The organism is Ruegeria sp. AL12 (genome assembly GCF_056540885.1).
In genome coordinates, this window is record NZ_JBQFXN010000001.1 from 719094 (window position 1) to 745688 (window position 26595).

Sequence of the window (26595 nt, forward strand, 5' to 3'; positions counted from 1 at the left end):
ATTATGAGTGCAGTATCCAAATCAGCTATGCGTCGCTGCGCGACCGGAGTGGCCGCTCTGGCCATTCTGGCTGGGTGTGAAGGGCCACTGGATTATGACCTGCGCGGTCAGGTCGGCGGATTTTCGACCACTGATGCAGTGCAGTCGGCAACAACGTCGCGCCCGTCGCCCGACAGCCGGGGGGTTATAACCTATCCGAACTACCAGGTTGTCGTGGCCCGACGCGGCGACACGGTGCGCGATGTGGCCGCGCGTGTCGGCCTGCCCGAGGGTGAGCTGTCTCGGTTCAACGGCCTTCAGACGACCGATACCCTGCGAGAGGGCGAAGTTCTGGCCTTGCCGCGTTCGGTAGGTGCAGGCAGTGGCGTAGATATCGCATCAGTTGCCGGAGCCGCCATTGATCAGGCCCCTGAAACGGGGGGCGTCCGGACAACGACGCTGGAGCCCGCCAAGCCAGCCCCGGCGCCCGTCGCAAGCGGGCCGGAACCTGTCCGCCACAAGGTCAAGCGCGGCGAAACGGCTTACACGATTTCGCGCCTCTATCAGGTGCCGGTGGAATCGCTGGCGGAATGGAACGGTCTGGGGTCCGACTTCACCGTGCGTGAAGGTCAGTTTCTGTTGATCCCGGTCAAGAACCAGTCCGCGCCACGTCAAAGCGCTGCTGCAGCGGCACCGGTTGCGGCCACCGAGGTAACGGAGCCGGGGCAGGGGTCGCCGACGCCGACGCCTCCAAGTGCCACGCAGCCCTTGCCCGACGAAAAGGTCGCGCCGCGCGCTGAAGCCCCTGATGTGACTGCCGAAGCCCCGACAAACACGCGATCTACGGCCCTGTCCCTGCCGGTCAGCGGCACCATCATCCGCGGCTATAAAAAGGGCAAGAACGAAGGTATCGACATCGCTGCGGCCCCCGGCACAGCCGTCACCGCGGCTGAGGCGGGAACCGTAGCGGCAATCACCGCGGACGCGGATCAGGTTCCGATCATCGTGGTCAAACACAAAAACGATCTGCTGACGGTCTATGCCAATGTTGATGGCATCAGCGTCAAGAAAGGTGATAGTGTACGCCGTGGACAAAAGCTGGCGCAATTGAGGGGCGGAGACGATGCCTATGTGCATTTCGAGGTGCGCAAAGGTTTTGAATCAGTGGATCCGGATCCCTACCTGAAATGATACATCGCTCGTTTCGGGCTGTGCCTCTGCCCGAAACACTTCTGAATACGGCTGCCTGTCAGGCGTTTGGGTCGTAGTCGCTCAGACGTTTGCCGGGCTCGTCTGCGAAGATCTCCGGCAGCGGCGAGACGGACTCGATCAGGTCGATGCGGAAGACGCGGAAGCCGTTGCGCAGTTCGCACCATGCTGTGAGCGTCCAGACGCGGCCCCAGTACTCCATGTGAAGCGGACGGATTGTGCGTTCAGTCAGAACGCCGTCAATGCGGCGGTAGGACAGCCGAAGCTTTTGGCGTGATTTGATGGCCGCGCGGATCGGAGCCATATGTGCAAGCCCGCGGGCTGCATCTGCAAAAGGGTAGACCGCGAATTTCCAGCTATCGGCTTCGGCCACAACCTGTGTGGGCAGAACGGCATCGATCTTGTCTGCCAGAGAGTTCGCGGCGGCTTTCAGGTCTGTATCTGCGGCCTCGGCCACGATCGCCATGCCGAGGTTCAGGGCCTCAAGCTCGGCTGGGGTCAGATTCAGCGGCGGCAGGGTGATCTGCTCGCGCACCATGTAACCCACGCCGCGCTCTCCTTCGACCGGAACACCCGAGGCGACCAGTGTGTCCATGTCGCGATAGATGGTACGGACCGACACTTCCAGCCGGTCCGCGATGTCCTGCGCGCGGTGCAGTTTGCCGTCGCGCAGGATCTGGATGATATCGAACAGGCGGTCAGTTCGGCGCATGACACGCCGTCCGGACCGCGCCTAGGCAGTCATGTTCCATAATACAGCCTCATGGCGCATCTGAACGCTTTCAGGGTTGATGGCTGCCATCATGCCTGCTGCACATTCCTGTTGCGGGAACTGTGCCGCAGCGTCCTGCGCGGCCTTCATGTCCGTCCAGACGACATAGTCCGTCCAGCTGCCGTCTGCGCCCTGGCTGAGCTGTCGGTGGGCAAAGCCGGGCGCGCTGCGAACAAAGGCTTCGGATGCCTTGCTGAGCTTTACGAACTCTTCAGGGGTGGTGCCGTTGGCAAGAGTGAAGGTGACGATTTCAGCAACATGGGTCATGTGAGTCTCCGTTGACCAGGTTTCGATGCCTTGTTCCTAGCCACTTCCAACTGACATAAACCTGTCAGTTGGAAAATGCGAGCCCATAGTTTTTTGCAGATGAGGTCAATTTTCGCCCTCAATCTGTGCCGGATCCCTTTTGGGACGGGGCCCGGGGGCGTAAACACGCACCCAGTTCATATTCCCGGCGCACAAGGGCGCCGATGAAAAAGGAGAAATGAGATGCTGAACAATATTGGCCTTCCCGGTCTTCTGCTGATCGCCGTTGTGGTTCTGGTTCTGTTTGGTCGCGGCAAGATCAGCTCGCTGATGGGCGAAGTCGGCAAAGGCATCACCGCGTTCAAGAAGGGCGTGAAGGACGGTTCGGAAGAACTGGAACAGGACGCGTCGGAACTGGCCAAGGACGTCACGCCTGAAACCGAGAAAGACAAGGCGTAAGCGCAGATGTTTGATCTGGGCTGGACCGAACTTCTGGTCATCGGCATTGTCGCCCTGATCGTCGTCGGGCCGAAGGACCTGCCGGTTTTGTTCCGCAATGTCGGGCGGTTTGTCGGCAAGGCCCGTGGCATGGCACGCGAATTCAGCAGCGCCATGAACGAGGCCGCCGATCAGGCTGGTGTGAACGAGATCAAGAAAGGTCTCAACGCCGCTGCGAATCCGGTTGGCTCGGCCATGGACGGCGTGAAACAAGCCGCGCAGGATATGGCAAAAAGCATGGATCCCACCAAGTTCGATCCTGACAGCGAAACCGGTAAACTGGCAGCCGAGCGAGCCGAACAGGCCAAGAAAATTCAGGCCTCAACGGCCCGCGCTGCCGCCGAGCGCAAGGCCAAGGAAGCTGCCGAGGCCCTGGCCAAGGCCGAAGAAGCCGAAGCGGCGCTGAAGACTGAAGGCGAAACATGACCAAGACCGACGAGATCGAAGATACCTCGGCCCCATTGATCGAGCACCTGGCCGAGCTGCGCACGCGGTTGATCCACTGCGTCGTGGCTTTTCTGGTCGGGATGATCATCTGCTTTACGGTCGCTACACCGATCTTCAATTTTCTGACCAACCCTTTGTGTGAGGTCCTGACCGAGCGCGGACAGGATTGCGGCCTGATCTTCATCTCGCCGCAGGAAGGGTTCTTTGTCGCGATCAAGGTCTCGCTTTTGGGGGGCTTCATTCTGGCGTTTCCCTATATCGGGATGCAGATGTGGCGCTTTGTGGCTCCGGGCCTCTACAAGTCAGAAAAGAATGCATTTCTGCCCTTCATGCTGGCCTCGCCCTTCATGTTCCTTCTGGGCGCCAGCTTTGCCTTCTATGTCGTCACGCCCCTGGCCTATGACTTTTTCCTTGGGTTCCAGCAATTCGGCGCTGAAGGCGAAGCCGTGGCCGATGGCGCGACGGCGGCACCGCTAAGCGTGGTGTTTCAGGGTTCGGCACAGGAATACCTGAACCTGACGATCAAGTTCATCGTGGCCTTTGGGCTGTGCTTCCAATTGCCGGTTCTTCTGACCCTCATGGGCAAGGCAGGGCTGGTCAGCGCCGAGGGTCTGGGGGCCGTGCGCAAATATGCGGTGGTCGGCATTCTGGTGCTGGCGGCGATCGTGACGCCTCCTGACGTGATCACGCAGATTATCCTTTTTGTCGTGGTCTATGGCCTCTACGAGATTTCGATCTTCCTGGTGGCCCGGGTTGAAAAGAAGCGGGAAGAGCAGTTGCGGGCCGACGGCTACTATGACGATGAAGAAGCCGAAGCGGACGAAGATCTGATGCGGGAATTCGAAGACGACAAGTAACCTGCTGAAACAACAGCCGAGGCGCGCCCCGTTCGGGCGCGCCTTTTTCGTTCGCGGGCCTTGTTGCGCCAATCAGAACATGCTTTGAACCGATCCGTATCTGACCGGAGGAGCCGATGGACGACCAAGCCCTGAACCGTATTGCTGCCGCGTTGGAGCGCATGGCGCCGGCGCCTTTGGCCACACCGGATTTCAATGCGGCCCCGGCCTTTGTCTGGCATGTGGAACCGGAACGCCTGGAACCGGTTGAACAGGTCAATCGCGTCGATCTGGATCTGCTGGTCGGCATCAATCGGTCGCGCGACACGTTACTTGACAACACTCGCCGCTTCGCGGCCGGCTACAAGGCAAACAATGCGCTGTTGTGGGGCGCGCGCGGGATGGGCAAATCCAGCCTCGTGAAGGCCGTCCACGGCACGCTGAGCGCAGATCATCCTGACCTGAAGCTTGTGGAGCTACAGCGCGAGGATATGGGCTCGGTCGCGCGTCTGCTGAACCACCTGCGCGCGGCGCCTTATCGGTTCATCCTGTTTTGCGACGACCTCTCGTTCAGTCACGATGACCAGCATTACAAATCGCTCAAGGCCGTTCTGGATGGCGGTATTGAAGGTCGCCCGGAAAACGTGGTGTTCTACGCGACCTCGAACCGTCGCCACCTGATGCCGCGGGACATGATTGAAAACGAACGTTCCAGCGCCATCAACCCGTCAGAGGCGGTCGAGGAAAAGGTATCACTGTCCGACCGCTTCGGTTTGTGGCTGGGATTCCACCCCTGCGATCAGGACGAATATTTTGCCATGATCGACCGCTATTGTGCCGCCTATGGCGTTTCGGTCGATGCCGAAATCCTGCGCGCCGAAGCAATTGAATGGCAGGCCACGCGCGGATCGCGTTCAGGCCGTGTCGCGTGGCAGTTCTTCGTCGATCTGGCCGGGCGCAACGGCGTTCATATCGCCTGATCCCAGCTTCATCTGGCCAAAAATATCCCCGCCGGAGGCATGGCCCGTCAGGGCCATTTCCTAAAGCAGCGCCAGGATCCGCGCAGCTTCATCTGCGGTGCTCGTCAGTGCATCGCGATCTTCGCCCGGGTGGAACCGGGCACGCACGGCGGTCGGCATCGGTGCTGGTTCCACGATCGAAACGCGCGGACCGGTGCGTTCGGTCTCGGCCGCCCAACTGCGGGCCAAGGCCATTTGCGCGGCCTTGGTGGCACCATAGATGCCATAGAACTTCTGACCGGCTTTCGGGTCATCGAAAAACACCGCGTGGCCGTTTTCACCCAGCAGGGGCGAGACATATGGGATCAGAACCGAGGTTGCGTTTGCATTCGTGTTGACTGCCTTGGTCCATTCCTTGGGGTCGACGAAATGTACCGGCGTCAGCGCCGAGGTGTGAACGGCCGTATGCAGCCACAAATCCACCTTGCCCCAACGGTCATGGATCCCGCGGCACAGGGTTGCCATCGCGTTCGGATCGGTGATGTCCATCGGTGCCAGCGTGGCAGAGCCACCCTTGGCCTTGATGCGATCGTCCAGTTCTTCCAGCCCGCCAGTGGTCCGGGCGACGGCGACGATGTGGTATTCGGGCGCCAGCGCTTCGGCCAGGGCAGCGCCCAGCCCGCGCGAGGCCCCGGTTATCAGGGCGATTTTGGTCGTATCGGTCATGCCTGCGGTTTGAACCCCCGCGCGCGGGGCGTCAAGATGTGATCAGCCGCCGGGGATGGCGATACGCCGGGTCTGGCCGCTTTGTCGCAGCATTATGCCATGCTCATCAATCGCGACTACTGTGCCCGAGGCAACGCGGCTTCCGGGTTTTACTTCTTTCACGCGGCCTGATGTCAGTCGCATCAGGGCGCGCATATCCGCTTTCGGCCCGAATACGCCCAGAACCGAGACGGAATTCTTCTTCAGCGCGCCCCGCTGTGTGGCCGCGCTTTGGACTTTGGCGTTTGACATGATCCGCGGACCGGGCCGTGGCCCGAACCCCTTTTTGAGTGAGTGGTCGCGGCCAGATAGCAAAACGCTCAAGCGAACAAAAGCGCTGCACGGACAGGTGTCATCACGATTTGGCGCCCTTGAAAAAAGCCCTTGTGATTGCGTGGAATTCGCCGACTGGTTGTGGCAAATTTCCACTCATCCACATCCCATGACAGCAATCAGGCCGGTCGACAGCTATCGGCTGGCCAGGATGTTCCGCCGTTTTGATTCGCTTTTCAGAACGGAAAACTGACTGTGTCAGTCCCGTTTCGTCCGCTCAGCCCGAGGCCAGTTTCGCCGCGTTCCAGGACCCGCCCGGAACCTGCATGTCGGCGCGCTTCTGGCTGACACGGCTGCTGTTCTCCAGATTGTCCAGATAACCTTCGCTGACGCTGCCCGTGATGTATTTGCCGTCAAAACAGGAACAGTCGAAGGCTTCGATCTCGGGATTGCCCTCCTTGGCGGCCCAGATCAGATCTTCCAGGTGCTGATAGAACAGGGCGTCGGCACCCAGTTCTTCGCGGATCTCTTCGATTTCCTTGCCGTTCGCGATCAGCTCGGCCTTGGTAGGCATGTCTATACCGTAGACATTGGGGTATTTCACCGGCGGCGAGGCGCTGGCGACATAGACCTTCTTGGCCCCGGCATCGCGGCACATCTGAACGATCTTCTTGATGGTGTTGCCCCGTACGATGGAATCGTCGATCAGCAGAACACTGTGGCCGTCGAATTCCAGCGGCACGGCATTCAGCTTGCGGCGGACGGATTTCTGCCGTTCCGCCTGACCCGGCATGATGAACGTACGCCCGACATAACGGTTTTTCACCAGCCCTTCGCGATAGGGGATGCCGGTGATCTTTGCGGCTTCCAGGGCCACGGGGCGGGCGCTGTCGGGCACCGGGATGATCCGATCTATTTCCAGCCCTGAATCCTGAATCTGTTTCGCCAGCGTCTGGCCCATGCGCATCTGCGTCTTGTAAACCGAAACACCGTCCAGCAAAGAATCCGGGCGCGCCAGGTAGACATACTCGAATATGCAGGGTGTCAGCTTGCCTTCGACCGCCTGAAACTCGTGCATGTTGCCGTCCAGATCGATCAGGATCGCCTCACCCGGGCGAAGATCACGCAGCTTTTCAAAGCCGTTGATGCCAAACGCCACGTCTTCCGACGCAAAGGCATAATCATCACCGTCTCCGTCCACTTCGCGTTTGGCGACCGAAAGTGGGCGAATGCCAAACGGATCGCGAAAGGCCAGCATACCGACACCCGCGACCAGACAGATCACGGAATAGGCGCCCTGAACGCGTTCCATCGTCATCTTCACACCGGCAAACAGATTGCGGATGGGTTCGCCGTTGCCATTAACCTTGATCGCGTCCGCCACTTTGTCGGCCAGCACGTTCAAAAGGATTTCAGAGTCTGACGTGGTGCGCAGGTGACGGCTGTATTTGCCGGTAACCTTTTCGCGCTGCTCAGCGGTGTTGGTGATGTTGCCGTTGTGAACCAGATAGATGCCGTAGGGGGCGTTCACGAAAAAGGGCTGCGCCTCGGCCGCGCTGAGGGACCCCGCCGTCGGATAGCGCACATGCCCCATGCCCACGCGCCCCAACAGGGTTTCTGCATCCTGGGCGTTGAACACATCCTTGACCAGACCGTTGGCCTTCTTTTCGCGGAAGAATTCGCCGTTATAGGTCACGATCCCTGAGGCATCCTGACCCCGGTGCTGCAACATCAGCAGCCCGTCATAGATTTCGGCAAACACATCATGTGTCCGGCTTGCGATTCCCAAAATCCCACACATTTACGGGGCTCCAACTTCTATGACGATTTGACCAGAGGGTTGACCGCCGTTCGGCTTCGGATCCTCTGCAAGGCGCGCGCGGTCGGTTTGGTGGCAGGCGACAACGACGCCAACAGGGCGACCATCACAACGACCAGCGCGCATTCGAACAGAAAGAACAAGATCGGTGGCTCCGATTCCGTGGCGGGTTGGCCTCCACATAATGCCTAATGGCGTGGCTGTCATCAAAGGATCACACTCACCTATTGCCGCAGGTCAGGATTTCGCGGATAGGGGCAAGTTCACGAAGGAGATGACATGTGCAATCATATGTGCTGTCATGCCAATTGATATGTGCAAATCAGGATGGGTGAAGCACGCAAAGGGCCGGAATGTGGCAACATAAACCTCAAAAGAAGCAGGAGCGGATCAAACAACGGTGCCACAGGTGCCGGGGAATGGGCCGGGCGCCCTGTCAGATCTGCAACGGGGCGGGCGAAGTTGTCAAAAGCCGGGATATTCTTGGCAAACCGATCTCCAGCCGGTGCGACGGGTGTTTCGGGCTGAAAACGATCCGCTGTACGGTTTGTGGCGGGGAAGGGTACGTTTGAATAGAAAAAGCCCGGACAGTGCCGGGCTTTCATCATGCAATGCACCTTGAGTTTACCCTTCAGCTGGTGCCGTGGTTTCGGGTTGTTCGTTTCCTGCCGTGCAGCTGGCAACCAGTTCCTCATATTGTGCAGTCACCCAACCCAGAGCGGCTTCGGGGTTTTGCTCTTCAATCTGGCTGCTGAACTGCTCGAACACTTTGGCCGAGCGGCTTTCGTCCACGATTGTATAGGACTGGCCAGTCATGACCGTGTCATAGACAAAGAAGGCGATTGCAACCAGCAGAATACCGCGCGCGATGCCGAAGAACAGCCCCAGCGCCTGATCCAGGCCGCCCAAAGCCGAACGCTGCACCAGCGACGAAAACAGCGGTGTGAAGATGCTGACCACAATCAAAGCCAAGGCAAAGACGGCTGCAAAGCCGGTGATCACCGAAAGTTCACAGCTGTCGCGCAGGAAATCTCCGACCACCGGGATTTCTTTGACCAGCGGTACAGCTTGTGGGGCAAAGATGAATGCCAGAACGGCCGCCGCGACCCAGCCCGCAATGGCCAGAACCTCGCGCATGAAGCCACGTGAGTAGGCCAGCAAGCCCGACAGCACGATGATCAGGGCGACGACCCCGTCAATTATTGTAAAACCTTCCATGGCCCTCGCCTGTTCTTTTTCTGCCCCTCGGGGCGCGACTTTAACCTGCTCCGAAGGTTTCGCCAACAAACCCCACCAAATCAGAGGGTCGGGTGAGTGTCAGACCTGCCACAGTGCCGGTTTTGCCACCAGCCGGAGCAATTGCCGACGTGAAACCAAGTTTTTGCGCTTCTTTCAACCTGTTTTCGGTCTGTGGGGCCGGTCTAAGTGCCCCGGACAGCGAGATTTCTCCGAATACGACCGTGTCGGCGGGCAAGGCTGTGTCTTCGCGGGCACTCAGAAGGGCGGCAGCCACAGCCAGATCGGCGGCGGGTTCGCTGACCTTCAGACCTCCGGCAACGTTGAGATAGACGTCGAGCCCGGCAAAAGGAATTCCACAGCGGGCCTCGAGCACCGCAAGGATCATCGCCAACCGCCCGCTGTCCCAACCAACAACGGTGCGGCGGGGCTGTGAGTGGGGCGAGGGTGCGACCAGAGCCTGCAATTCGACCAGCACGGGACGAGTGCCTTCAATGCCCGCAAAAACAGCAGAGCCGGGGCTTGGCCTGCCACGTTCGGACAGGAACAGGGCCGAGGGGTTGGTCACTTGCGCCAGACCCTTACCGGTCATCTCGAACACGCCGATTTCGTCCGCTGGCCCAAAGCGGTTCTTGACCGCGCGCAGGATGCGGAACTGGTGGCCGCGCTCGCCCTCGAAATAAAGGACGGTATCAACCATGTGCTCGACTACACGAGGGCCTGCGATCTGGCCTTCCTTGGTGACGTGGCCAACCATGATGATCGAAACACCGTGCCGTTTCGCAAACGTGGTCAGTTCATGGGCCGCGGCCCGGACTTGTGATACGGAACCGGGTGCGCTGTCGACATTGTCTGCCCACATCGTCTGAATCGAATCGATGATGGCCAGGCCCGGTTTTTCGGCTTCCAGCGTCGTGAGGATGTCGCGCAGGTTGGTTTCGGCGGCAAGTTGAACGGGGGCGTTCTCAAGCCCAAGACGGCGGGCGCGCATACGAACCTGTGCGCTGGCTTCTTCGCCCGAGACATAGATGGTTTTCACGCCCGCACGTGCGAAACGCGCTGCGGCTTGCAGCAGCAGGGTGGATTTCCCGATGCCGGGGTCTCCGCCCACCAAAAGGGCGGAGGCCGGGACCAGCCCGCCGCCCAAGACGCGGTCCAGCTCCTCGACCCCGCAGAGGGTGCGGGGCGGCGGTGTTTCCTCGGTGGACAAATCCGTGAGTGCGATGGACTGGCCGCGTATGCCGCCGAGGGATTTTCTGGCCGGGCCAGTCGATATGGGCGCGTCCTGAACAATGGTGTTCCATTCGCCGCAACCGTCGCAGCGTCCGGACCATCGTGTATGCGTCGCACCGCAGGCCGAGCAGGAGAAGGATGTCGTCTTTGCCATGACGCACTTGGTGCCCGAGCTTGGACGGTTCTTCAAGCCCTTGCGGGCTTTCCTCACCGCCGATGGCGCGCTGCGGCCTCAGGCCCGGTTGGGCCATCGCCCGAAGCGGGTGCTGGCGCGCCTATTCCGCCGGTCGAAGGGGCGACATTGCAACCACGCTGGACGCCTTTGAGGAGCCGTTGTTGCGCGGTGTGTGCAGTTGGGTCGACAATTCGGGCAGAAGCTCGAACAGCTCATCCCGCAGGCGGGTAAGTTGCGACCTGGCGATCGTCTCTTCCATTTCCACATCCCGCGTCCACTGGCGCAATTCGTTCTGGATGACCTGCGCCTCTTCCAGACGCTGTTGAAACAGTTCGATCTCTTCCTGTCGCTGTTGCAGGAACATCCGCGCGCGTTCGACCTGCGCATCGCCATAGGTCCGGGCCAGTTCCTGGCTGATCTGGCTCATCTGCGCGGCCAGTTCCAGGATCTCGGGCTCGAGCGATTGCAGGTCGGGGTGCTGGCGCAGAAACCCCATGCGTTCCTTGACGGCGTCAAACTCGGACGACATCATGAACAGCCCGCCGCGATCGGCGGCATGTGCCATTTGATACGCTTGCGCGATGTCATGCATATTGAGCGCAAATTTGCGGTGGTTGTTTTCCAGCGCCATCATTCGGGCATTTGCCGGCAGGTAAAACGCCAGCATGAGAATCAGCGCTGTAAGGCCAATCTGGATGAACATGCCGGCATCCTTTGCCGGTGCCTCGCCAAATCCGGCCTGCATTGAGAGCCAGGGCAATACGCCAAAAGCGGACAACAACGTGGCTGAAACGGCCAACAAGGCCGCCAAACAGATCAGGAAAAAAGTCAGTCTTAAAAAGGCATTCTGAAATTGCAATGTAATACTGTGGAGGGCGGCCATGATCGTCGAACTCCTTCTTCAAACCGGTACACACCGGGCCCAAGCGGAAGGTAATCAAACGATTGCGTACGATCCGCTGCGGACCCGAAAACTACAAAACACTGCTGCTCGAAATATAAAGATGATACTTAGATTTGTGTTTTCAATCAATTAGGTCTGAGCTTTTCGTGAAGTGGATGTCATCTCTGTAATATGGCCAAGCACGATGGAGGCCAGAATGCAGGCCGTGAACAGGTAGAGACCCCATGCGGTCTCAACGGTGGCGTATGAGATGCCCTTGGCCAAAGTGATGTAAAGCGCGATCAGGAAAATGTCGGCCATGGCCAGCTTGCCAAGGATGTTGAGCGCGGGTTGGACGCGGGCATCCAGCAGGTTCCATTGGATCAGCGCGGTGCCGATGGTTTTGATGTAGGGCGCGAATAGGGCGAAGATGGTGACGATCAGCGCGAGGAAGACGTCGGATTTCCACAAGGATTGCAGCCCGGTGATGACACTGATTTCGCTGAGGCCGAAGATCGGCAGGAACCCCGCACGCATCAGTGGGGCGAACCACGCGATGGGGTAGAGGATCAGGAGCGAGAGAGTGGCGAGGCGGAGGGGCATGATCATATGCGCGAGAGAAGAAAAAGCAGTCCTATCACAACACTGCCAAAGTCAAATTCCAGCATACTGCCAGACCAACGTTTTCGAAAATTCCTTCGGATATTTATAGCCATGATGATCATTAGAACCCCGGCAGCCAAACTCAATATTGGATAGTGGAGCCTATTCACCAGAAACCACATAAAGAAAGCAATGGTTGCCAAGACTATGAGCCTCTGAACGTTTTGAAACAGAGAAGATTTCGTTGCCGCTTCGGAGTACTTTTCCTCGGCGCCCCAGCCAAACTTTTGCCTTCTGAGTGCGGCGATGGCGTCCGCGTAGTTGTCACCGGAGTCAGAGGTTCGTTGGAAACCAGGAATAAGGCCGGATAATATTATGCCAAGACCAGCCAAATAGCTGAAACCAATCTGTTTGACGAAATTCGACAGTTCTCCAAATGTCATTGGTTCGATCATCGCACCGCCTCGATCGGCCCTTCTGCGCTACCGCTGATGAACTGCTCCACGTAGGGATCACCCGACGCATCCATCTGGCTGACCGGGCCGGTCCACTGGATCACCCCATCGTGCAGCATGGCGACGTTGTCGGCAATCGCGCGGACTGAGCTCATGTCGTGGGTGATGGTCATCGCGGTGGCGCCCATCTCGGTTACGATCTCGCGGATCAGGTCATTGATGACGCCGGACATGATCGGGTCGAGGCCGGTGGTGGGTTCGTCGAAAAAGATGATCTCGGGCTCGGCGGCGATGGCGCGGGCAAGGCCCACGCGTTTTTGCATGCCGCCTGACAGTTCCGCCGGAAAGCGGTCGGCCACGTCGGATTTCAGGCCCACGCGGCGCAGTTTGTCGATGGCGATCTCGCGGGCTTCCTCGGTTGGACGTTTCAGAGAACCACGCAGCAGGCGGAAGGCGACGTTCTGCCAGACGGTCAGTGAATCAAACAGGGCCGCGCCCTGAAACAACATCCCGAACCGGGCCAGAAAGGCATCTCGGTCGCCCTTGCTGGCGTCTTTGCCGTCCACATAGATCATGCCGCGGTCGGGTTTGATCAGGCCCAGAATGCATTTCAGCGCGACCGATTTTCCGGTGCCCGAACCGCCGATGATGACCATCGAGGTGCCTTTGGGGATCTCAAGGTTCATGCCTTGCAGCACGTGGTTGTCACCGAAGGCCTTATGTACGTTCTCCATCCGGATCATAGCGAGAAGAATACCCCCGTGAGAACGAAGTTTGCGGCCAGGATCAACACCGCCGCGGCCTCGACCGAGCCTTTGGTGGCGCGGCCCACGCCTTGTGCGCCACGGCCGGAATTCATGCCGTAGTAACAGCCCATGATCGCCGCGATCAGGCCAAAGGCCGCGCCTTTGACCAGCGACGAGACGATGTCGCGTGTTTCAAGGAAATCGACCGTGTTTTTCAGATAGGCGGCCGGGTTGAAGCCCAGGTTTTGCGTGGCCACGGTGTAGCCCCCGGCAATTCCGATGATGTCACCCACTGCCACCAAAGCCGGCACGGTGATCAGGGCGGCCAGAACCCGCGGGGCGGTGAGGTATTTCATCGGGTGGGTCGACAGAGTGACCAGCGCGTCGATCTGTTCGGTCACTTTCATCGTGGCGATCTCGGCCGCGATGGATGAGGTCACGCGCGCGGCAATCATCAGGCCGACCAGAACCGGGCCGAGCTCTCGTACCATACCGATGGCGACGATCTGGGGCACCACCGCTTCGGCGTTGAAACGCGCGCCGCCAGCGTAGATCTGCAACGCCAGCGCACCGCCGGTGAAAATCGCGGTAAGGCCGACGACCGGCAGGGACAGCCAGCCGATGTTCAGCAGGGCCATGCCAAATTCGCGCGGATAGAAGGGGGGGCGCAGAATATGCGATATCGCATCAAGTGCGAACAGTGCCACCCGGCCAAAGGCCGCAAGCAGGCTCAGAACTGTGCGGCCCAGACCTCCGAGCGCGGTGAGCGGGTTCATTCCACATAGCCCCGCGAATAGCGATTGCCCATTGATGTGAGGATTTCATAGCCAATTGTCCCGGCAGCTTCGGCCAGGTCATCGACGGTCTGATGGCCATTCAGGATACGCAGGCGTTCCGGGTCTTTGGGCAGGTCCGTGACGTCCACCGTGATCAGGTCCATCGAGATACGGCCAACAACCGGGCAGGGCTGATTGCCGGCGAAGGCGTCGATGCCGCCCCCGATGGCGCGATGCAGGCCGTCAGCATACCCGGCCGCGACGGTGGCGATACGGGACGGCCGGCGCGCCACCCAACTGTTGCCGTAACCAACGGTTTCGCCCACGGCCAATCTGCGCACCTGAATGACAGGCAGATCGACGGTGACAACGGGTTTGGCATCCGCAAAGGGCAGGCCGCCATACAGGCCGATGCCCGGGCGGCAGAAATCGAAATGGAACTCGGGCCCCAAAAGCAAACCGCCGGTTGCAGCCAGAGAACGCGGCGCGGCGATACCGTCGGTCATTTCGCGGAAGGTTTTCAGCTGCTGGCGGTTCATCGGATGGTCCGGCTCGTCCGAGCAGGCCAGATGAGACATGACAACGGCCGGGTTCAGGGCCTCGGCCCTTGGGCGCAGTTCGGCCCAGTCGGCGGGTTCCAGACCCAGCCGGTTCATGCCACTGTCCAGCTGAATGCCAAAGGGACGGTCGGGCAGGGCCTCCATATGGCGCTGATACTGCTCGCCCGAGTTGATCAGCGGCGTCAGGTCATTGGCGCGCAGAAGGTCTGTGTCGCCCTCCATATGGCCGGAAAAGACAAAGATCATCGGGCCGGGGCCGACCGCCTTGCGGACAGCGGCGCCTTCTTCTGCGGCTGCCACAAAAAACTTGCGAACGCCTTCCTCGGCCAGCGTATCGCTGACGGGCCCGGCACCCAGCCCATAGGCATCGGCCTTGACCACGGCGCCGGTTTCGACCCCGGTTTTCGCGTCGAGCGCCCGCCAATTCCTGGCGAGCGCCTGAAGATTGATCGTCAAACGTGCAGTACTCATGGCACTGTTCATGACATTGCGCCGTCCAAGGTCAAGAGGGAATGGCGCATTTACCTGTCGGTTTATGTTGGTGTTTGGTCTGTTGTTACGGAAAACACCAAAAAAAAGAAGAAATGGCAGCATTCCGCCATGGTTGCAGGTTTTGGGGATTGTCTTCACATCAACGTTAAAGCGATCCTGGGAACCGGATCGTTCGGTTCCGGCAAAGACCGGGCGCAGCGTCAACTCATGAGGGAGCCATGGATTTTTCTACCGGTTTGACCCGGGACCCGTCAGAGATCATCCGTCTTTTTGCAGACGTTTTTTTCGCATCGGAAGGGCCAGAGGAAGGGGCGGCAATAGGTGCATTCGCACGTGAATTGCTCAACAGCACGCCGCCTGAAGATATCCTGGTGTGCACGGCTCAACACGATCACGAGCTGCTTGGCTGTGCCATCTTTTCCCGGATGACGTTTTCGCAGGATACGCGCAATGTGTTCATACTCTCGCCGATGGCCGTGCAAACGGGCAGGCAAAAAACAGGTATTGGACAGGCGCTGATTTCCTATGGTCTGGATCGCTTGCGGGCGGCAGGTGTGGATGTGGCACTGACCTATGGCGACCCGGCCTATTATTGCAAAACGGATTTTGTGCAGATCACCGAGGATACTGCCCAGCCACCGCTGAAACTAAGCCATCCGCACGGCTGGTTGGGACAGGCGCTGGACGGTTTTGACCTGAAACCGCTGAAAGGCCCGTCGCGATGCGTTTCCGCGCTGAACAATCCGTTGCTGTGGTAGGCGGGATCGGATTTTTCGCTTTGGTCGATGGCCTTGGTTCCACAGCCTAGAACAGGGCCTCATCTATGATCGCCTTGCTGTTCCGGACATGTCGGGCCACCAGCTTTTTCTGTCGCCTTCCGCTGGGGATATAAAAGGCAGGGTCCATATCCTTATTGCAGTCGAGACCCGGAAAAATCTGCAACAGCTCGTGCAACGCTTCGGGCGGAAGGGATTTGAGGGCTTCGGGGCCGGTGAACAGGCTTTCACTTGGCGCGCCTTCGGCAAAAAGAACCACGTGACGGTCACAGACAACGTGATGATAAACCACCTGCGTCGCATCGTAATCCACGTAAACGCCCGGCAGGTCTGTCAACCGGATGGCCGAGACCAAAACGTCCCTTGTGTCGAACATGCGCTGCGCGATGTCCGATCGGACCAGCATTCGGTGCTGTCGCGAAACAGTCAGGTCCCGGCGGGGCAGGCCGTGCCCCAGGGCGCCGGCCGTAATGCGGACTGGGCGCAGTTCGGGTGATTTCAACAGATCGGCCTGGCGCAGGGACCGGGATAGAACAAGCTGCACGCTGGCCGCGCTGCCTTCGGTCGTCATCACTTTGTCACCGGGGCGGATATCCTGAACGCTGATTTCGCCACGGTCCGTCAGGATCAGGGTGTCCGAAACGAAACAGGGCGCGCCGGGGCTGGGATTGGGATCCTCAACAAAGTTGACACCGTCCTTCGATGTCAGAGACGCTGTATCGTCCGTGCCGTTACTGCCGATCTGGGTCGAGGTCTGGCCGCTGGCCGGCCCCTGTGTCGCAGTCACCTGCGAGTCGAAGGATACAAAGCTGAGAACCGAACCATTGTCCGAAAGAGAGACCGCCCCAAACCGGTTGATGCGCGCCGAAATCACGTAATAGTCGAACCCGCCCACAGTGGTCATCGTTCCGTTGTCGACATCCGTCGAACTGCGCACCGAGCCATTGGGGTTGTAAACATCGACCTGCAAGCCGGTGACGTCGGTTCCGGTCGGAACCCGGATTTCAATGAAATCTCCGTCCGGAGCAAAGTTCGGGCCGTTGCGATATCTTATTTCCGATATGATCGCGGGCAAATCAGTGGGTCTCCGGGCAGGTTTGGCGCGTTGGGTTGAACGTCACCGTCACGTTAACACCGGGCAGGAAAAACACCAAAGGGCTTGGCGTTTCATTTCTGGGGCAGGTGTTCTGTCCGCGATCAATAACCCTCGATTTCACCACCCTGTTGCCAGGGCTTGACCAGATTGCCAAAGCGGGTGAATTGGGCTTCGAACGACAACTCGACCGTACCGATGGGTCCGTGACGCTGTTTGCCGACAATGACTTCAGCCTTGCCGTGCAGACGTTCCATCGCCTGCTTCCACTCTTCCATCTTTTCCAGTTCGTGATCGCCGGGCTTTTCGCGCTCTTTGTAGTATTCCTCGCGGAACACAAACATCACAACGTCGGCGTCCTGCTCGATCGAGCCGGATTCGCGCAGGTCGGACAGCTGCGGGCGCTTATCGTCGCGGTTTTCCACCTGCCGCGACAGCTGTGAAAGAGCAATGACCGGGATGTTTAGTTCCTTGGCGATAGCTTTCATGCCCATCGATATCTCGGCGATTTCGTTCACCCGGTTGTCGGCCATGCCGCGGCAGAGCTGTAGATAGTCGATGACCAGCAAGTCCAGCCCGTGCGTTCGTTTCAACCGTCGTGCCCGGGCGGCGAGTTGCGAGATCGGCAAGGCAGGGGTGTCGTCAATAAACAGGGGACACGCCTCAAGCTCTTTGGCCGCATCCACAAATCGACGGAACTCGGCCTCGGTCATGTCGCCCTGACGGATTTTGTGGCTGGAAATCTCCGAGGCTTCCGCCAGAACCCGGCCTGCAAGCTGTTCCGCACTCATCTCGAGTGAGAAGAAGCCAACAACGCCGCCATCGATTGCGCCTTCGCTGCCGTCGGGCTTTGTGCCGCGCTTGTAGGCCTTGGCAACGTTGAAGGCGATGTTGGTCGCCAGCGAGGTTTTACCCATGGATGGACGACCGGCCAGAATAATCAGGTCGGACGGGTGCAACCCACCCAATTGCTTGTCCAGATCGGCCAGACCGGTGGAAATCCCGGCCATGCCGCCGCCGCGCTGGTAGGCCTCGTTGGTGACGTTGACGGCTTCGGTGACGGCCTTGAGGAAGGACTGAAAGCCTTGCTCGGTCTGGCCCTGCTCGGACAGCTGGTACAGCTGCTGCTCGGCCTCGACGATCTGTTCTTTCGGCTCGCTCGAAACATCGACCCGCGCCGCTTTGTCCGAGATGTCGCGGCCCAGCCGGATCAACTCGCGCCGGATGGCAAGATCATAGATCATCTGGGCATAGTCGTGCACCGCGAATGCGCTGATCGAAGCGCCCGCCAGTTTGACCAGATAAGCGGGACCGCCCAGTTCTTTCAGGCCCTCATCCTCGGCCATGAATGATTTGAGCGTCACGGGCGAGGCAAGCGCATTCTTTGCAATGCGGGCCGAGGCCACTTCGTAAATCCGGGCATGGACCGGATCATAGAAATGTTCAGCCCCGATGATCGAGGCGACCCGGTCGTACAGGTCGTTATTGGTCAGGATCGCACCCAGAAGCTGCTGTTCGGCCTCAATGGAATGCGGCATGGTTTCGGCGTTCTGAATCTGTGCCGCTGCCTGCTCGATACTGCTGATCTCGTTCATTTTATCCCCGCTGCCCGTTCCGAGGTTCTACACGCGAAACGTCACCGCAAGCTATCTGGAAATACCTGTGACTAACTTGGGGTAAAGCCTAGGGATAACTTTCCAGACCGCTTGGATGCCTGCATATGCATCGCTTATTATGTAGGAATTGTCGGAAAAGTCACCACATATCGTGGCGACCTGCCCGATTCTTTCGGGTTTATCCCCAATCCTTCCACAAGAGGTTTACGCTGGTTTATTGGCCTCTTGCCATCCACGCGGGTCGTTCAGGAAAGCTTCGACACCCTCAAGTGTTTCCTGATCAAAGGCTTTCTGTGCCTTGGCCTCGGCCAGAACATCCCACCATGTGCAGAGCGAGTGCAGCTTGACGCCATGATCACCCAGCGTTTTCTCGGTCTCGGGGAAGATGCCGTAGTAGAAGATGACGGCGGTGTGCCCGCAGGTGGCACCGGTTTCGCGGATCGCATCGACAAAGGACAGTTTCGAGCCGCCGTCGGTTGTCAGGTCTTCGACCAGCAACACACGCTCACCTTCGCTCATCGCCCCCTCGATTCGGGCGTTGCGGCCATAGCCCTTGGGTTTCTTGCGCACGTAGGTCATGGGCAGAGCCATGCGCTCGGCGACCATGGCGGCAAAGGGGATGCCCGCCGTTTCCCCGCCTGCGATGTTGTCGAATGCCTCAAAGCCAGCCTCCCGCATCACCGTGACGGTCAGGAAATCCATCAGGGTCGAGCGGATGCGCGGATACGAGATCAGTTTGCGGCAGTCGATATAGGTCGGGCTGGGCAACCCGCTGGCCAGCGTGAACGGTTCCCGCGAGTTGAAATGCACGGCCTTGATCTCCAGCAGCATCCGTGCAGTCAGGCGGGCGATTTCGGTGCTGTCGGGAAAAGAACTGGGGATCATGGCGCAAACCTCGGGGCTGAAAATACGTTGCGGGCTGATAGCCCGACCCTTGGGCCGGAGTCGAGAGGGATTGGGCAAAAGAAAAGCGGACCCCCAAGAGGTCCGCTTTTGCCCATACGGGCGATGGGCAGCCAAGGTGGGCTTAACTGCTCATGTCATAGGCCCGCTCGCCATGTACCGAGAGGTCGAGGCCATTTGTCTCGGTCTCGGCGTCTACGCGAAGTGGTGTGATCTGTGCAACCAGTTTGACCAACACAAACGTGACAACTGCCGTAAAGGCACCCACGATAACGAGCCCGCCCAACTGAGCGGTCCAGGTTCCAAGGCCAAACAGGGCGATCATGAGCGTGCCGAAAATACCGCCGACACCATGCACGGCGAAGACATCCAGCGTGTCGTCGATATTCAGCTTGTTGCGCACGATGCTGACGGCTTCCTGACACAGAACACCGGCCACTGCGCCAATGATCAGGGCCTGAACCGGACCGACGAAACCCGATGCAGGCGTGATCGAGGCCAGACCCGCGATTGTGCCGGTGACCAGACCGACCATCGAGGCCTTGCCAAAGCGGATACGCTCCCACAGGGCCCAGCTTAGCGAAGCGGTGGCCGCGGACAGGTGCGTGACGGTCAGGGCCATCGCCGCTCCGCCATCGGCGGCCAGTTGCGAACCACCGTTGAAACCGAACCAGCCGACCCACAGCATTGCGGCGCCGACCATGACATAACCGGGGTTGTGCGGCGGAGTGGTGCGGTTGCGACGCGGCCCGAGGATGACCGCGACAATCAGCGCTGCCAGACCAGCGGTTTCATGCACCACGATGCCGCCTGCAAAGTCGCGCACACCGATCTCGCCCAGAATGCCGCCATCAGCCAGCATCCCGCCACCCCAGATCCAGTGCACCACGGGCGCATAGCACAGCAGCATCCACAGCGCCGAGAAAGTCAGGACAAAGCCAAAGCCCACACGTTCGACATAGGCGCCCACGATCAACGCAGGGGTTATGATGGCAAAGGTCATCTGGAAGGCGAAGAACAAGATCTCGGGCAGGGTTCCTGCAAGGCTGTCCACATCGACGCCGTTGAGGAAGGCCTTGCCCAAACCACCCCAAAGCCCGCTTTCACCGGGTCCGAACGCGATGGAATACCCTGCTACCAGCCACAGGACGCTCATCAAACAGGCGATGGCAAAGCAATGCATGAAAACGCTGAGAACATTTCGGGCACGCACGAGCCCGCCATAGAACAGGGCGAGGCCTGGCAATGTCATGAAAAGGACCAACGCGGTTGCTACGATGATCCAGGCTGTATCGGCTCCGTTCATGGGCCATTCTCCCTTCCGAATGAGTGCGCGGATCCGTGGAAACTGGGCACGGATCGGCGCTGCGTGAGCGGTGTGGGCTGTTTCAAGCCACCGTCGGTTGGAGAAAAAAGAGGCAAAGCGAAAAAAAGTGCCTGTTTTGGCAGCCTTTTTTCAACTGACTTCAAAAGAAGCGGTTTTTATGGCCATGTGCTGAAAGTTTAGGCGCCTGCGGAAAGGGCCGTGTACAGCAGGGTCAAGGCGTGGTCACGCGCCGCGCGCCGCACGGCATCGCGACCGGGTGCGCCGAATTCGACGGTTTCGACATGCGTCGGCTGTCCCTTGACGGCCAAGCCGAAACACACGCGCCCTTCGGGTTTGAATTCGGACCCGCCCGGCCCGGCAATTCCCGTGATCGAGACGGCAAGTTGCGCCAGTGAGTTGCGCAGCGCGCCATCTGCCATTTCGCGGGCCACCTGTTCGGAAACCGCACCGTGCGCGTTCAGCGTTTCGGTCTGAACGCCCAGCATGTCCTGTTTGGCCTCGTTGGTGTAGGTGACAAAACCCCGATCCACGACCGCAGAACTTCCGGGAATATCGGTCAGGGCCGCAGCGACCATGCCGCCGGTGCAGCTTTCGGCGGTGGCGATCATCACGCCCTGCGCCTTGGCGCGGTCCAGCAGGTCTGTCACGTTCATAGCCCCAGAACTCCGTGTGCGATACCTGCCAGAACCATCACACCGATGGCTGCAAACATACCCGCAATCACGTCATCCAGCATCACGCCCATCGGATCGCCGCGGCGATCAGCCCAGCCGACAGGGCCGGGTTTGGTGATGTCGAACAGACGAAACAGGATGAACCCAGCAACCCAGCCGGGCCAGAGCGCGGTAATGTCGATTCCATGCGCCCAGGACGGATAGGAAATTGCCCAAAGCGCAATGAACTGGCCTGCGACCTCATCAATGACGATTTCAGATGGGTCGTGGTCATCCTGACCTTCGGTCATCACGCGTGTGGCCCATAGGCCGCCGGCAAAAACCGCAACCGTTGCAAGGGCCAGCAACGGGAATCCGCCCAGCATGTGCAATACCCAGGCCATCGGCAGGGCCACCAGCGATCCCCAGGTGCCCGGGGCAGGGCGCAAATAGCCGACGCCGCCGACAGTCCCGATCATCTGTGCCGCGTTCATGCTTTCACCAGACAGGCCGTGGCGAGCGAGGCGATGCCCTCGCTGCGGCCGGTGAAGCCCAGACGCTCGGACGTTGTCGCCTTGACCGAAACCTGATCTGCACGCAGGTCCATGATTTCAGACATTTTTTCTCGCATGTCTGGTGCATGAGGGCCAATCTTTGGATATTCGCAGACCAGCGTGCAATCGACGTTCGATATACGGTATCCCATCTGCCCCGCCAGCTCGACCGCGTGGCGCAGGAAAACCTCGCTGGCGGCGCCTTTCCATTGCGGATCCGAAGGCGGGAAATGCTGCCCGATATCGCCCTGTGCCAGAGCGCCATAGATCGCATCGGTGACCGCGTGCATTCCGACATCGGCATCCGAATGGCCTTGCAGTCCGCGGTCATGCGGCACTTTCACACCGCAAAGGATCACATGATCCCCATCGCCAAAACGGTGCACGTCGTACCCGTTACCCAGCCTTACATCCATGTCCGTTCCCATTATGCGTTCCGCCCGGGCAAAATCCTCGGGTCGGGTGATTTTCAGATTGTCCGCATCGCCCGGTACGATGCAGACATCAAGTCCGGCGGCGCGGGCCACCTCGACATCATCCGCAGCGCCGCCCGGATGGGCGGCGTGGGCGGCGGTGATGGCGTCATAGTGAAACCCCTGCGGAGTTTGCGCGGCAAACAGGTTGCTGCGATCCTGCGTACCGGTCACGGCCTGTTCATGCCCAACCCACAGCGCATCGGTCACCGCCAGCCCGGGCGCCGCCGCCGGACATGTTTCCAGGGCGTTCAGAACGTCGGTGATGATGCGGGGTGTGACGCAAGGCCTTGCAACGTCGTGGATCAAAACGCGCTGTACGTTCCGGTCGGCCAGTGCAGCCAATCCATTGCGCACCGATCCCGCGCGATCCGTTCCGCCCGAAGCCAGGATCAGGTCGGTTTCACGGAATTCTTCCCATGCGGCGCTGTCTTCGTCGGACAACACCAGAACAATGTGATCCACCTGTCCGCGAAAGCGCTCGATCGTCCAATCGGCCACCCGCCGGCCCGCAAGGCTGCGCCATTGCTTTGGCACGCCACCCCCGGCGCGCGACCCGCGACCGGCGGCAACTATGATGGCAGCGGTTGTCATATGTGCGCGCTCTCCTCGTGATGGGCATTGTTTAGGCGGCGGTGAATGCAGAGGCAATCACCCATGGTCATGTGATTAATAATTAGGCAAATGATGATTTTGCGGGCTTGCTGCATGCCGATTTGTTGTTCATATGCGCAGAAACCGATATCAAAACCACAACTGCCCAAGGATTAAGCACGTTGACACTGCACCTTGCCGACAAGGAAATAGCACCGCCTGTTTTGCTGGCCCCCATGGCCGGAATCACCGACCGCCCGTTTCGCGATCTGGTGATGCGTTTCGGTGCGGGTATGGTCGTCAGTGAAATGGTCGCCAGTCAAGAGATGGTGCAGGCCAAACCTGGCGTGCGGGAACGGGCGGAACTGTCCGCGGATGTGGAAAACACCGCCGTGCAACTGGCTGGGCGCGAGGCCCATTGGATGGCCGAGGCGGCCCGTCAGGTGGCCGACCGTGGCGCGCGTGTGATCGACATCAACATGGGGTGCCCCGCCAAGAAGGTAACAAACGGTTATTCCGGCTCGGCCCTTCTGAAAACGCCGGACCACGCGCTTGCACTGATCGAGGCCGTGGTGGGCGCGGTCGATCTGCCGGTGACGCTGAAAACCCGGCTGGGATGGGACGACACTCTGTTGAACGCGCCCGACGTGGCACGCCGCGCTCAGGACGCGGGTATTCAGATGGTCACGATCCATGGCCGCACACGCTGTCAGTTCTACAAGGGTCACGCCGATTGGCGGGCAATCCGGGCGGTGAAAGAGTCCGTATCGATCCCGGTCATCGCGAACGGAGACATCGTGGACTCTGACGCCGCCCGAACCGCGTTGCTCCAATCCGGCGCGGATGGGGTGATGGTCGGTCGTGGCGCCCAGGGCAAACCTTGGGTGTTGGCGCAAATCTGTCACGACCTGTACGGGGCCGAGGCACCCGAGATTCCGACCGGTCATGATCTGGTTGATATGGTTTGCGCGCACTATCAGTCGATGCTGGATTTCTATGGCACAGATCTGGGTCTGCGTGTCGCCCGCAAGCACTTGGGATGGTACATGGACCAAGCCGCAACGCCTGCGCCCTTGCGCCGGGCGGTGCTGACGTCGCGCGATCCGGCGGAAGTGCTGCGCCTGTTGGCGGATGCGCTCAGCGTCACGGACGAGGTGGCGGCATGAATTCTGACACCAGCATCTGGAACTCGCTGCCGGTTCCGGCGTTCATTATTGATGAACAGGATCGGATATCCGATGTGAATGCTGCGGGTGAGGGGTTTCTGAACGCGTCGCGCAAATCGGTGATCGGCCATCCGGTGTGGGATCAGATCGCCGTGGACGCGCCGTTGGAAGAGGCGTTCGAGCGCGCCCGATGGCAGGGTACGCCATTGTTCGTGAATGATGTGGATGTGGGGTCGGGTAGCCGAGCGCCGCTGCAATGCGCGTTGCAGATTGCGCCTTTGGTCGGGCATCCGGGCTCTATGATCATGATCATATCGCCTCGTGAATTGGCAGGTCGGATGACGCGGGGGAATACGGTCAAATCCGCGGCACAATCCGCCATCGGCATGGCGGAAATGCTGGCGCACGAGATCAAGAATCCGCTGGCCGGGATCACCGGTGCGGCGCAGTTACTCAGCATGAATATACCGCCGCAAGATCTTGAACTGACTGACCTTATTGTCGCCGAAAGCCGCCGGATCGTGAAGTTGCTTGAACAGGTCGAGCAATTCGGGAACCTTCAGAAACCTGACTTCAAGCCGGTCAACATCCACGATGTGCTGGATCGCGCAAGACGGTCGGCATTGTTGGGATTTGGCGCGGACATGATGATCGCCGAAGATTACGATCCGTCGCTGCCGCTGGCTTACGGAGACCCGGATCAGATTCTGCAGGTGATCCTGAATCTGCTCAGGAATGCGTCCGAAGCGGCAGGACCGCAGGGTGGAACGATCCGCCTGCGGACCTATTTCGAACATTCCTTCCGGTTGCGTCGCAGTGACGGGTCAGGGCATTCGCTGCCTTTGCAGATCGAGATCATCGATGATGGTCCGGGCCTGCCAGAAGACATCCGCGGCGACATTTTTGATCCCTTCGTATCCGGCAAGGAAAACGGCACCGGCCTGGGGCTGGCGCTGGTCAGCAAGATCATCTCGGACCATGACGGCTGGATTTCGGCCGAATCCGTGCCCGGGCGTACGGTATTCAAACTGTCGCTGCGCCGCGCGCCGCGAGACGCAATCGAGGACAAGAAGGAGAGCACCTGATGGATGGCACCGTACTGGTCGCGGACGACGATCGCACGATCCGAACTGTTCTGACACAGGCCCTGACGCGTGCCGGGTGCAAGGTGCATGCGACTTCATCACTGACCACGTTGATGCGCTGGGTCGGCGAGGGAAAAGGGGACGTGGTGATTTCCGACGTGGTCATGCCCGATGGCAACGGTCTTGAGATGCTGCCGAAGATAGCCGAAGACCGCCCCGGTTTGCCGGTGATCGTGATTTCCGCACAAAACACCATCATGACGGCGATTCAGGCGACAGAGGCGGATGCGTACGATTATCTGCCAAAACCCTTCGACCTGCCGGATCTGATGAAACGGACGGCGCGGGCGTTGGATCAGAAGCAACGCGCCCAGCCAGAGCCGACCGTGGGCACAAGCGAGCGCCCCGAAGAGCTGCCTCTGGTCGGGCGAACACCGGTGATGCAGGCCCTGTACCGGTTGGTCGCCCGGGTGATGAACACGGATCTCTCGGTCATGATTTCCGGTGAAAGCGGCACGGGCAAGTCACTGATTGCGCGGGCCATTCACGATTTTTCCGACCGTCGAACCTTGCCCTTTGTCACTGTCACCGCTGCCGAATTGCGCGATCTGGAAGGCCCGGCCCGTGTGATGGCGCGGGTGCGCGGCGGCACGCTGTTGATAGACGAAATCGCAGATATCGAAGATGAGGTTCAGGCGCGCATCGTCCGCATGATGGACACACCGGGCGATCACGTTCCCCGTTTCATGGCCACCAGCCAGTCGGACCTGACCGAAGGGATGGAGAACGGGCGCATCCGTCAGGACCTTTATTATCGCTTGTGCGGGGCGACGATCCACGTTCCATCACTGCGTGAAAGGGTGGATGACATTCCGCTGCTGGCCGAGCATTTCCTGGCGCGGGAAGAGCGGGAAAACGGCACCAAGCGCTGGCTCAGCCCCGAGGCGGTGGAACTGGTGCGGCGCTATTCCTGGCCCGGGAACGTGCGGCAACTGGAAAATGCCGTGCGCCGGTTGGGTCTGACCAGCCGTGCTGATGAAATCACCAAAGCCGAAGTGGAAACGGTGCTTGGCAGCCAGCCAGAGGCGGAACCGGTCCTGAGCGGCGGTGAACGCGAAAAGCTTTCGACCTCGGTCGAGCGGCATCTGCGGAGGTATTTTGACCTGCACGGCAACATTCTGCCGCCCCCGGGCCTGTATCAACGCATATTGCGGGAAGTTGAGGCCCCACTGATCGAAATCGCGCTGGATGCAACTGGCGGAAATCAGGCGAAATGTGCCGATTTGCTGGGAATCAACCGAAATACGTTGCGAAAAAAGATTACGGATCTCGATATTCAGGTGACACGTCGACGCAAACTGATGTAATATCGCCACACAAACCGTGGCATCCC

General features: G+C 59.7%; 30 protein-coding genes. 10 read left to right on the plus strand and 20 right to left on the minus strand.

Annotated elements, in window-relative coordinates; genetic code table 11:
- Positions 1-3 precede the first annotated feature (3 nt).
- A complete protein-coding gene (locus ACR0C6_RS03645) occupies positions 4-1170 on the plus strand; it encodes a LysM peptidoglycan-binding domain-containing protein (RefSeq protein WP_480618291.1) in 1167 nt (388 codons plus the stop codon).
- Between the two features lie 58 nt (positions 1171-1228).
- Here ACR0C6_RS03645 and ACR0C6_RS03650 read toward each other — a convergent pair whose 3' ends face one another.
- Positions 1229-1900 (minus strand): helix-turn-helix transcriptional regulator, encoded by a 672-nt coding sequence (locus ACR0C6_RS03650; RefSeq protein WP_480618292.1) that lies wholly within the window; start codon positions 1898-1900, stop codon positions 1229-1231.
- A 21-nt stretch (positions 1901-1921) separates the two neighbouring features.
- Positions 1922-2227, minus strand: coding sequence for a hypothetical protein (locus ACR0C6_RS03655; RefSeq protein ID WP_480445315.1), 306 nt, complete (start codon positions 2225-2227; stop codon positions 1922-1924).
- Between the two features lie 222 nt (positions 2228-2449).
- Here ACR0C6_RS03655 and ACR0C6_RS03660 point away from each other — a divergent pair, with 222 nt between their 5' ends.
- The 4 genes from ACR0C6_RS03660 to ACR0C6_RS03675 all read left to right on the plus strand — a co-directional run bounded on the left by ACR0C6_RS03660 (position 2450) and on the right by ACR0C6_RS03675 (position 4967).
- Positions 2450-2665: a twin-arginine translocase TatA/TatE family subunit gene (locus ACR0C6_RS03660; RefSeq protein ID WP_152458176.1), complete on the plus strand. Its 216-nt coding sequence runs from the start codon at positions 2450-2452 to the stop codon at positions 2663-2665.
- Positions 2666-2671: 6 nt separating this feature from the next.
- Entirely contained in the window at positions 2672-3130 is a 459-nt protein-coding gene (tatB, locus tag ACR0C6_RS03665; RefSeq protein ID WP_152458175.1) for a Sec-independent protein translocase protein TatB, read from the plus strand.
- Positions 3127-4008: a twin-arginine translocase subunit TatC gene (tatC, locus tag ACR0C6_RS03670; RefSeq protein ID WP_171228196.1), complete on the plus strand. Its 882-nt coding sequence runs from the start codon at positions 3127-3129 to the stop codon at positions 4006-4008. The genes tatB and tatC overlap by 4 nt, the downstream gene beginning before the upstream one ends.
- Before the next feature lie 116 nt (positions 4009-4124).
- Positions 4125-4967 (plus strand): ATP-binding protein, encoded by an 843-nt coding sequence (locus tag ACR0C6_RS03675; protein ID WP_152458173.1) that lies wholly within the window; start codon positions 4125-4127, stop codon positions 4965-4967.
- A gap of 60 nt (positions 4968-5027) precedes the next feature.
- On the opposite strand, the gene ACR0C6_RS03680 is transcribed toward ACR0C6_RS03675, so the two are convergent.
- A complete protein-coding gene (locus ACR0C6_RS03680; RefSeq protein ID WP_152458172.1) occupies positions 5028-5672 on the minus strand; it encodes an SDR family NAD(P)-dependent oxidoreductase in 645 nt (214 codons plus the stop codon).
- Between the two features lie 42 nt (positions 5673-5714).
- Positions 5715-5963 (minus strand): hypothetical protein, encoded by a 249-nt coding sequence (locus ACR0C6_RS03685; RefSeq protein WP_480445311.1) that lies wholly within the window; start codon positions 5961-5963, stop codon positions 5715-5717.
- On the opposite strand from ACR0C6_RS03685, the gene ACR0C6_RS03690 reads away from it, so the two are divergent.
- Complete coding sequence (locus ACR0C6_RS03690) at positions 5962-6237, plus strand: hypothetical protein (protein ID WP_480445309.1); 276 nt, start codon at positions 5962-5964, stop codon at positions 6235-6237. The two genes, ACR0C6_RS03685 and ACR0C6_RS03690, sit on opposite strands and share 2 nt — an antisense overlap.
- 24 nt (positions 6238-6261) lie before the next feature.
- Here the strand turns inward: ACR0C6_RS03690 and purF are convergent, their stop codons facing one another.
- From purF to alr, 9 genes are all read right to left on the minus strand, one after another.
- Positions 6262-7785: an amidophosphoribosyltransferase gene (gene purF / locus ACR0C6_RS03695; RefSeq protein ID WP_171639384.1), complete on the minus strand. Its 1524-nt coding sequence runs from the start codon at positions 7783-7785 to the stop codon at positions 6262-6264.
- A gap of 642 nt (positions 7786-8427) precedes the next feature.
- The gene (locus tag ACR0C6_RS03700; protein WP_480618294.1) at positions 8428-9021 is read right to left on the minus strand and encodes a CvpA family protein; all 594 of its coding nucleotides are present in this window, start codon (positions 9019-9021) and stop codon (positions 8428-8430) included.
- 40 nt (positions 9022-9061) lie between these two features.
- Positions 9062-10426 (minus strand): DNA repair protein RadA, encoded by a 1365-nt coding sequence (radA, locus tag ACR0C6_RS03705; protein ID WP_480618295.1) that lies wholly within the window; start codon positions 10424-10426, stop codon positions 9062-9064.
- Between the two features lie 121 nt (positions 10427-10547).
- Complete coding sequence (locus ACR0C6_RS03710; protein WP_480618296.1) at positions 10548-11330, minus strand: DNA repair protein; 783 nt, start codon at positions 11328-11330, stop codon at positions 10548-10550.
- A gap of 150 nt (positions 11331-11480) precedes the next feature.
- Complete coding sequence (locus ACR0C6_RS03715; protein ID WP_152458166.1) at positions 11481-11933, minus strand: paraquat-inducible protein A; 453 nt, start codon at positions 11931-11933, stop codon at positions 11481-11483.
- Between the two features lie 2 nt (positions 11934-11935).
- Positions 11936-12388 carry a hypothetical protein gene (locus ACR0C6_RS03720; protein ID WP_480618297.1) on the minus strand — a complete coding sequence of 151 codons (453 nt, stop codon included), beginning with the start codon at positions 12386-12388 and terminating at the stop codon, positions 11936-11938.
- Positions 12385-13131 (minus strand): ABC transporter ATP-binding protein, encoded by a 747-nt coding sequence (locus ACR0C6_RS03725; protein ID WP_480618298.1) that lies wholly within the window; start codon positions 13129-13131, stop codon positions 12385-12387. The genes ACR0C6_RS03720 and ACR0C6_RS03725 overlap by 4 nt, the downstream gene beginning before the upstream one ends.
- Complete coding sequence (locus ACR0C6_RS03730; protein ID WP_152458163.1) at positions 13128-13910, minus strand: MlaE family ABC transporter permease; 783 nt, start codon at positions 13908-13910, stop codon at positions 13128-13130. The genes ACR0C6_RS03725 and ACR0C6_RS03730 overlap by 4 nt, the downstream gene beginning before the upstream one ends.
- Positions 13907-14941 carry an alanine racemase gene (gene alr / locus ACR0C6_RS03735; protein WP_480618299.1) on the minus strand — a complete coding sequence of 345 codons (1035 nt, stop codon included), beginning with the start codon at positions 14939-14941 and terminating at the stop codon, positions 13907-13909. The genes ACR0C6_RS03730 and alr overlap by 4 nt, the downstream gene beginning before the upstream one ends.
- A gap of 239 nt (positions 14942-15180) precedes the next feature.
- On the opposite strand from alr, the gene ACR0C6_RS03740 reads away from it, so the two are divergent.
- Positions 15181-15720 carry a GNAT family N-acetyltransferase gene (locus ACR0C6_RS03740; protein WP_480445301.1) on the plus strand — a complete coding sequence of 180 codons (540 nt, stop codon included), beginning with the start codon at positions 15181-15183 and terminating at the stop codon, positions 15718-15720.
- A gap of 46 nt (positions 15721-15766) precedes the next feature.
- Here the strand turns inward: ACR0C6_RS03740 and ACR0C6_RS03745 are convergent, their stop codons facing one another.
- The 7 genes from ACR0C6_RS03745 to ACR0C6_RS03775 all read right to left on the minus strand — a co-directional run bounded on the left by ACR0C6_RS03745 (position 15767) and on the right by ACR0C6_RS03775 (position 22951).
- Positions 15767-16813, minus strand: coding sequence for a Hint domain-containing protein (locus tag ACR0C6_RS03745; protein WP_480618300.1), 1047 nt, complete (start codon positions 16811-16813; stop codon positions 15767-15769).
- A 122-nt stretch (positions 16814-16935) separates the two neighbouring features.
- Positions 16936-18426 carry a replicative DNA helicase gene (locus ACR0C6_RS03750; protein ID WP_152458159.1) on the minus strand — a complete coding sequence of 497 codons (1491 nt, stop codon included), beginning with the start codon at positions 18424-18426 and terminating at the stop codon, positions 16936-16938.
- Between the two features lie 225 nt (positions 18427-18651).
- The gene (locus ACR0C6_RS03755; protein WP_171115637.1) at positions 18652-19332 is read right to left on the minus strand and encodes an orotate phosphoribosyltransferase; all 681 of its coding nucleotides are present in this window, start codon (positions 19330-19332) and stop codon (positions 18652-18654) included.
- Between the two features lie 142 nt (positions 19333-19474).
- Positions 19475-20656: an ammonium transporter gene (locus ACR0C6_RS03760; protein WP_480618301.1), complete on the minus strand. Its 1182-nt coding sequence runs from the start codon at positions 20654-20656 to the stop codon at positions 19475-19477.
- A gap of 197 nt (positions 20657-20853) precedes the next feature.
- The gene (locus ACR0C6_RS03765) at positions 20854-21330 is read right to left on the minus strand and encodes a CinA family protein (protein ID WP_480618302.1); all 477 of its coding nucleotides are present in this window, start codon (positions 21328-21330) and stop codon (positions 20854-20856) included.
- A complete protein-coding gene (locus ACR0C6_RS03770; RefSeq protein ID WP_171228212.1) occupies positions 21327-21824 on the minus strand; it encodes a phosphatidylglycerophosphatase A family protein in 498 nt (165 codons plus the stop codon). The genes ACR0C6_RS03765 and ACR0C6_RS03770 overlap by 4 nt, the downstream gene beginning before the upstream one ends.
- Positions 21821-22951 carry a bifunctional 2-C-methyl-D-erythritol 4-phosphate cytidylyltransferase/2-C-methyl-D-erythritol 2,4-cyclodiphosphate synthase gene (locus tag ACR0C6_RS03775; RefSeq protein ID WP_480618303.1) on the minus strand — a complete coding sequence of 377 codons (1131 nt, stop codon included), beginning with the start codon at positions 22949-22951 and terminating at the stop codon, positions 21821-21823. The genes ACR0C6_RS03770 and ACR0C6_RS03775 overlap by 4 nt, the downstream gene beginning before the upstream one ends.
- Positions 22952-23133: 182 nt before the next feature.
- Between ACR0C6_RS03775 and dusB the strand changes: the two genes are divergently transcribed.
- From dusB to ACR0C6_RS03790, 3 genes are read left to right on the plus strand one after another with little or no spacing between them, the layout of a single operon-like run.
- Complete coding sequence (dusB, locus tag ACR0C6_RS03780) at positions 23134-24117, plus strand: tRNA dihydrouridine synthase DusB (RefSeq protein WP_480618304.1); 984 nt, start codon at positions 23134-23136, stop codon at positions 24115-24117.
- Positions 24114-25202 carry a two-component system sensor histidine kinase NtrB gene (locus tag ACR0C6_RS03785; protein ID WP_480618305.1) on the plus strand — a complete coding sequence of 363 codons (1089 nt, stop codon included), beginning with the start codon at positions 24114-24116 and terminating at the stop codon, positions 25200-25202. The genes dusB and ACR0C6_RS03785 overlap by 4 nt, the downstream gene beginning before the upstream one ends.
- Positions 25202-26569 (plus strand): response regulator, encoded by a 1368-nt coding sequence (locus ACR0C6_RS03790; protein WP_480618306.1) that lies wholly within the window; start codon positions 25202-25204, stop codon positions 26567-26569. The genes ACR0C6_RS03785 and ACR0C6_RS03790 overlap by 1 nt, the downstream gene beginning before the upstream one ends.
- Positions 26570-26595 lie beyond the last annotated feature (26 nt).

Coding starts and splice junctions, on each gene's coding strand:
- ACR0C6_RS03645 (WP_480618291.1), top strand. CDS start 4: ATGAGTGCAGTATCCAAATCAGCTATGCGTCGCTGCGCGACCGGAGTG.
- ACR0C6_RS03650 (WP_480618292.1), bottom strand. CDS start 1,900: ATGCGCCGAACTGACCGCCTGTTCGATATCATCCAGATCCTGCGCGAC.
- ACR0C6_RS03655 (WP_480445315.1), bottom strand. CDS start 2,227: ATGACCCATGTTGCTGAAATCGTCACCTTCACTCTTGCCAACGGCACC.
- ACR0C6_RS03660 (WP_152458176.1), top strand. CDS start 2,450: ATGCTGAACAATATTGGCCTTCCCGGTCTTCTGCTGATCGCCGTTGTG.
- tatB (WP_152458175.1), top strand. CDS start 2,672: ATGTTTGATCTGGGCTGGACCGAACTTCTGGTCATCGGCATTGTCGCC.
- tatC (WP_171228196.1), top strand. CDS start 3,127: ATGACCAAGACCGACGAGATCGAAGATACCTCGGCCCCATTGATCGAG.
- ACR0C6_RS03675 (WP_152458173.1), top strand. CDS start 4,125: ATGGACGACCAAGCCCTGAACCGTATTGCTGCCGCGTTGGAGCGCATG.
- ACR0C6_RS03680 (WP_152458172.1), bottom strand. CDS start 5,672: ATGACCGATACGACCAAAATCGCCCTGATAACCGGGGCCTCGCGCGGG.
- ACR0C6_RS03690 (WP_480445309.1), top strand. CDS start 5,962: ATGATCCGCGGACCGGGCCGTGGCCCGAACCCCTTTTTGAGTGAGTGG.
- ACR0C6_RS03685 (WP_480445311.1), bottom strand. CDS start 5,963: ATGTCAAACGCCAAAGTCCAAAGCGCGGCCACACAGCGGGGCGCGCTG.
- purF (WP_171639384.1), bottom strand. CDS start 7,785: ATGTGTGGGATTTTGGGAATCGCAAGCCGGACACATGATGTGTTTGCC.
- ACR0C6_RS03700 (WP_480618294.1), bottom strand. CDS start 9,021: ATGGAAGGTTTTACAATAATTGACGGGGTCGTCGCCCTGATCATCGTG.
- radA (WP_480618295.1), bottom strand. CDS start 10,426: ATGGCAAAGACGACATCCTTCTCCTGCTCGGCCTGCGGTGCGACGCAT.
- ACR0C6_RS03710 (WP_480618296.1), bottom strand. CDS start 11,330: ATGGCCGCCCTCCACAGTATTACATTGCAATTTCAGAATGCCTTTTTA.
- ACR0C6_RS03715 (WP_152458166.1), bottom strand. CDS start 11,933: ATGCCCCTCCGCCTCGCCACTCTCTCGCTCCTGATCCTCTACCCCATC.
- ACR0C6_RS03720 (WP_480618297.1), bottom strand. CDS start 12,388: ATGATCGAACCAATGACATTTGGAGAACTGTCGAATTTCGTCAAACAG.
- ACR0C6_RS03725 (WP_480618298.1), bottom strand. CDS start 13,131: ATGATCCGGATGGAGAACGTACATAAGGCCTTCGGTGACAACCACGTG.
- ACR0C6_RS03730 (WP_152458163.1), bottom strand. CDS start 13,910: ATGAACCCGCTCACCGCGCTCGGAGGTCTGGGCCGCACAGTTCTGAGC.
- alr (WP_480618299.1), bottom strand. CDS start 14,941: ATGAGTACTGCACGTTTGACGATCAATCTTCAGGCGCTCGCCAGGAAT.
- ACR0C6_RS03740 (WP_480445301.1), top strand. CDS start 15,181: ATGGATTTTTCTACCGGTTTGACCCGGGACCCGTCAGAGATCATCCGT.
- ACR0C6_RS03750 (WP_152458159.1), bottom strand. CDS start 18,426: ATGAACGAGATCAGCAGTATCGAGCAGGCAGCGGCACAGATTCAGAAC.
- ACR0C6_RS03755 (WP_171115637.1), bottom strand. CDS start 19,332: ATGATCCCCAGTTCTTTTCCCGACAGCACCGAAATCGCCCGCCTGACT.
- ACR0C6_RS03760 (WP_480618301.1), bottom strand. CDS start 20,656: ATGAACGGAGCCGATACAGCCTGGATCATCGTAGCAACCGCGTTGGTC.
- ACR0C6_RS03765 (WP_480618302.1), bottom strand. CDS start 21,330: ATGAACGTGACAGACCTGCTGGACCGCGCCAAGGCGCAGGGCGTGATG.
- ACR0C6_RS03770 (WP_171228212.1), bottom strand. CDS start 21,824: ATGAACGCGGCACAGATGATCGGGACTGTCGGCGGCGTCGGCTATTTG.
- ACR0C6_RS03775 (WP_480618303.1), bottom strand. CDS start 22,951: ATGACAACCGCTGCCATCATAGTTGCCGCCGGTCGCGGGTCGCGCGCC.
- ACR0C6_RS03785 (WP_480618305.1), top strand. CDS start 24,114: ATGAATTCTGACACCAGCATCTGGAACTCGCTGCCGGTTCCGGCGTTC.
- ACR0C6_RS03790 (WP_480618306.1), top strand. CDS start 25,202: ATGGATGGCACCGTACTGGTCGCGGACGACGATCGCACGATCCGAACT.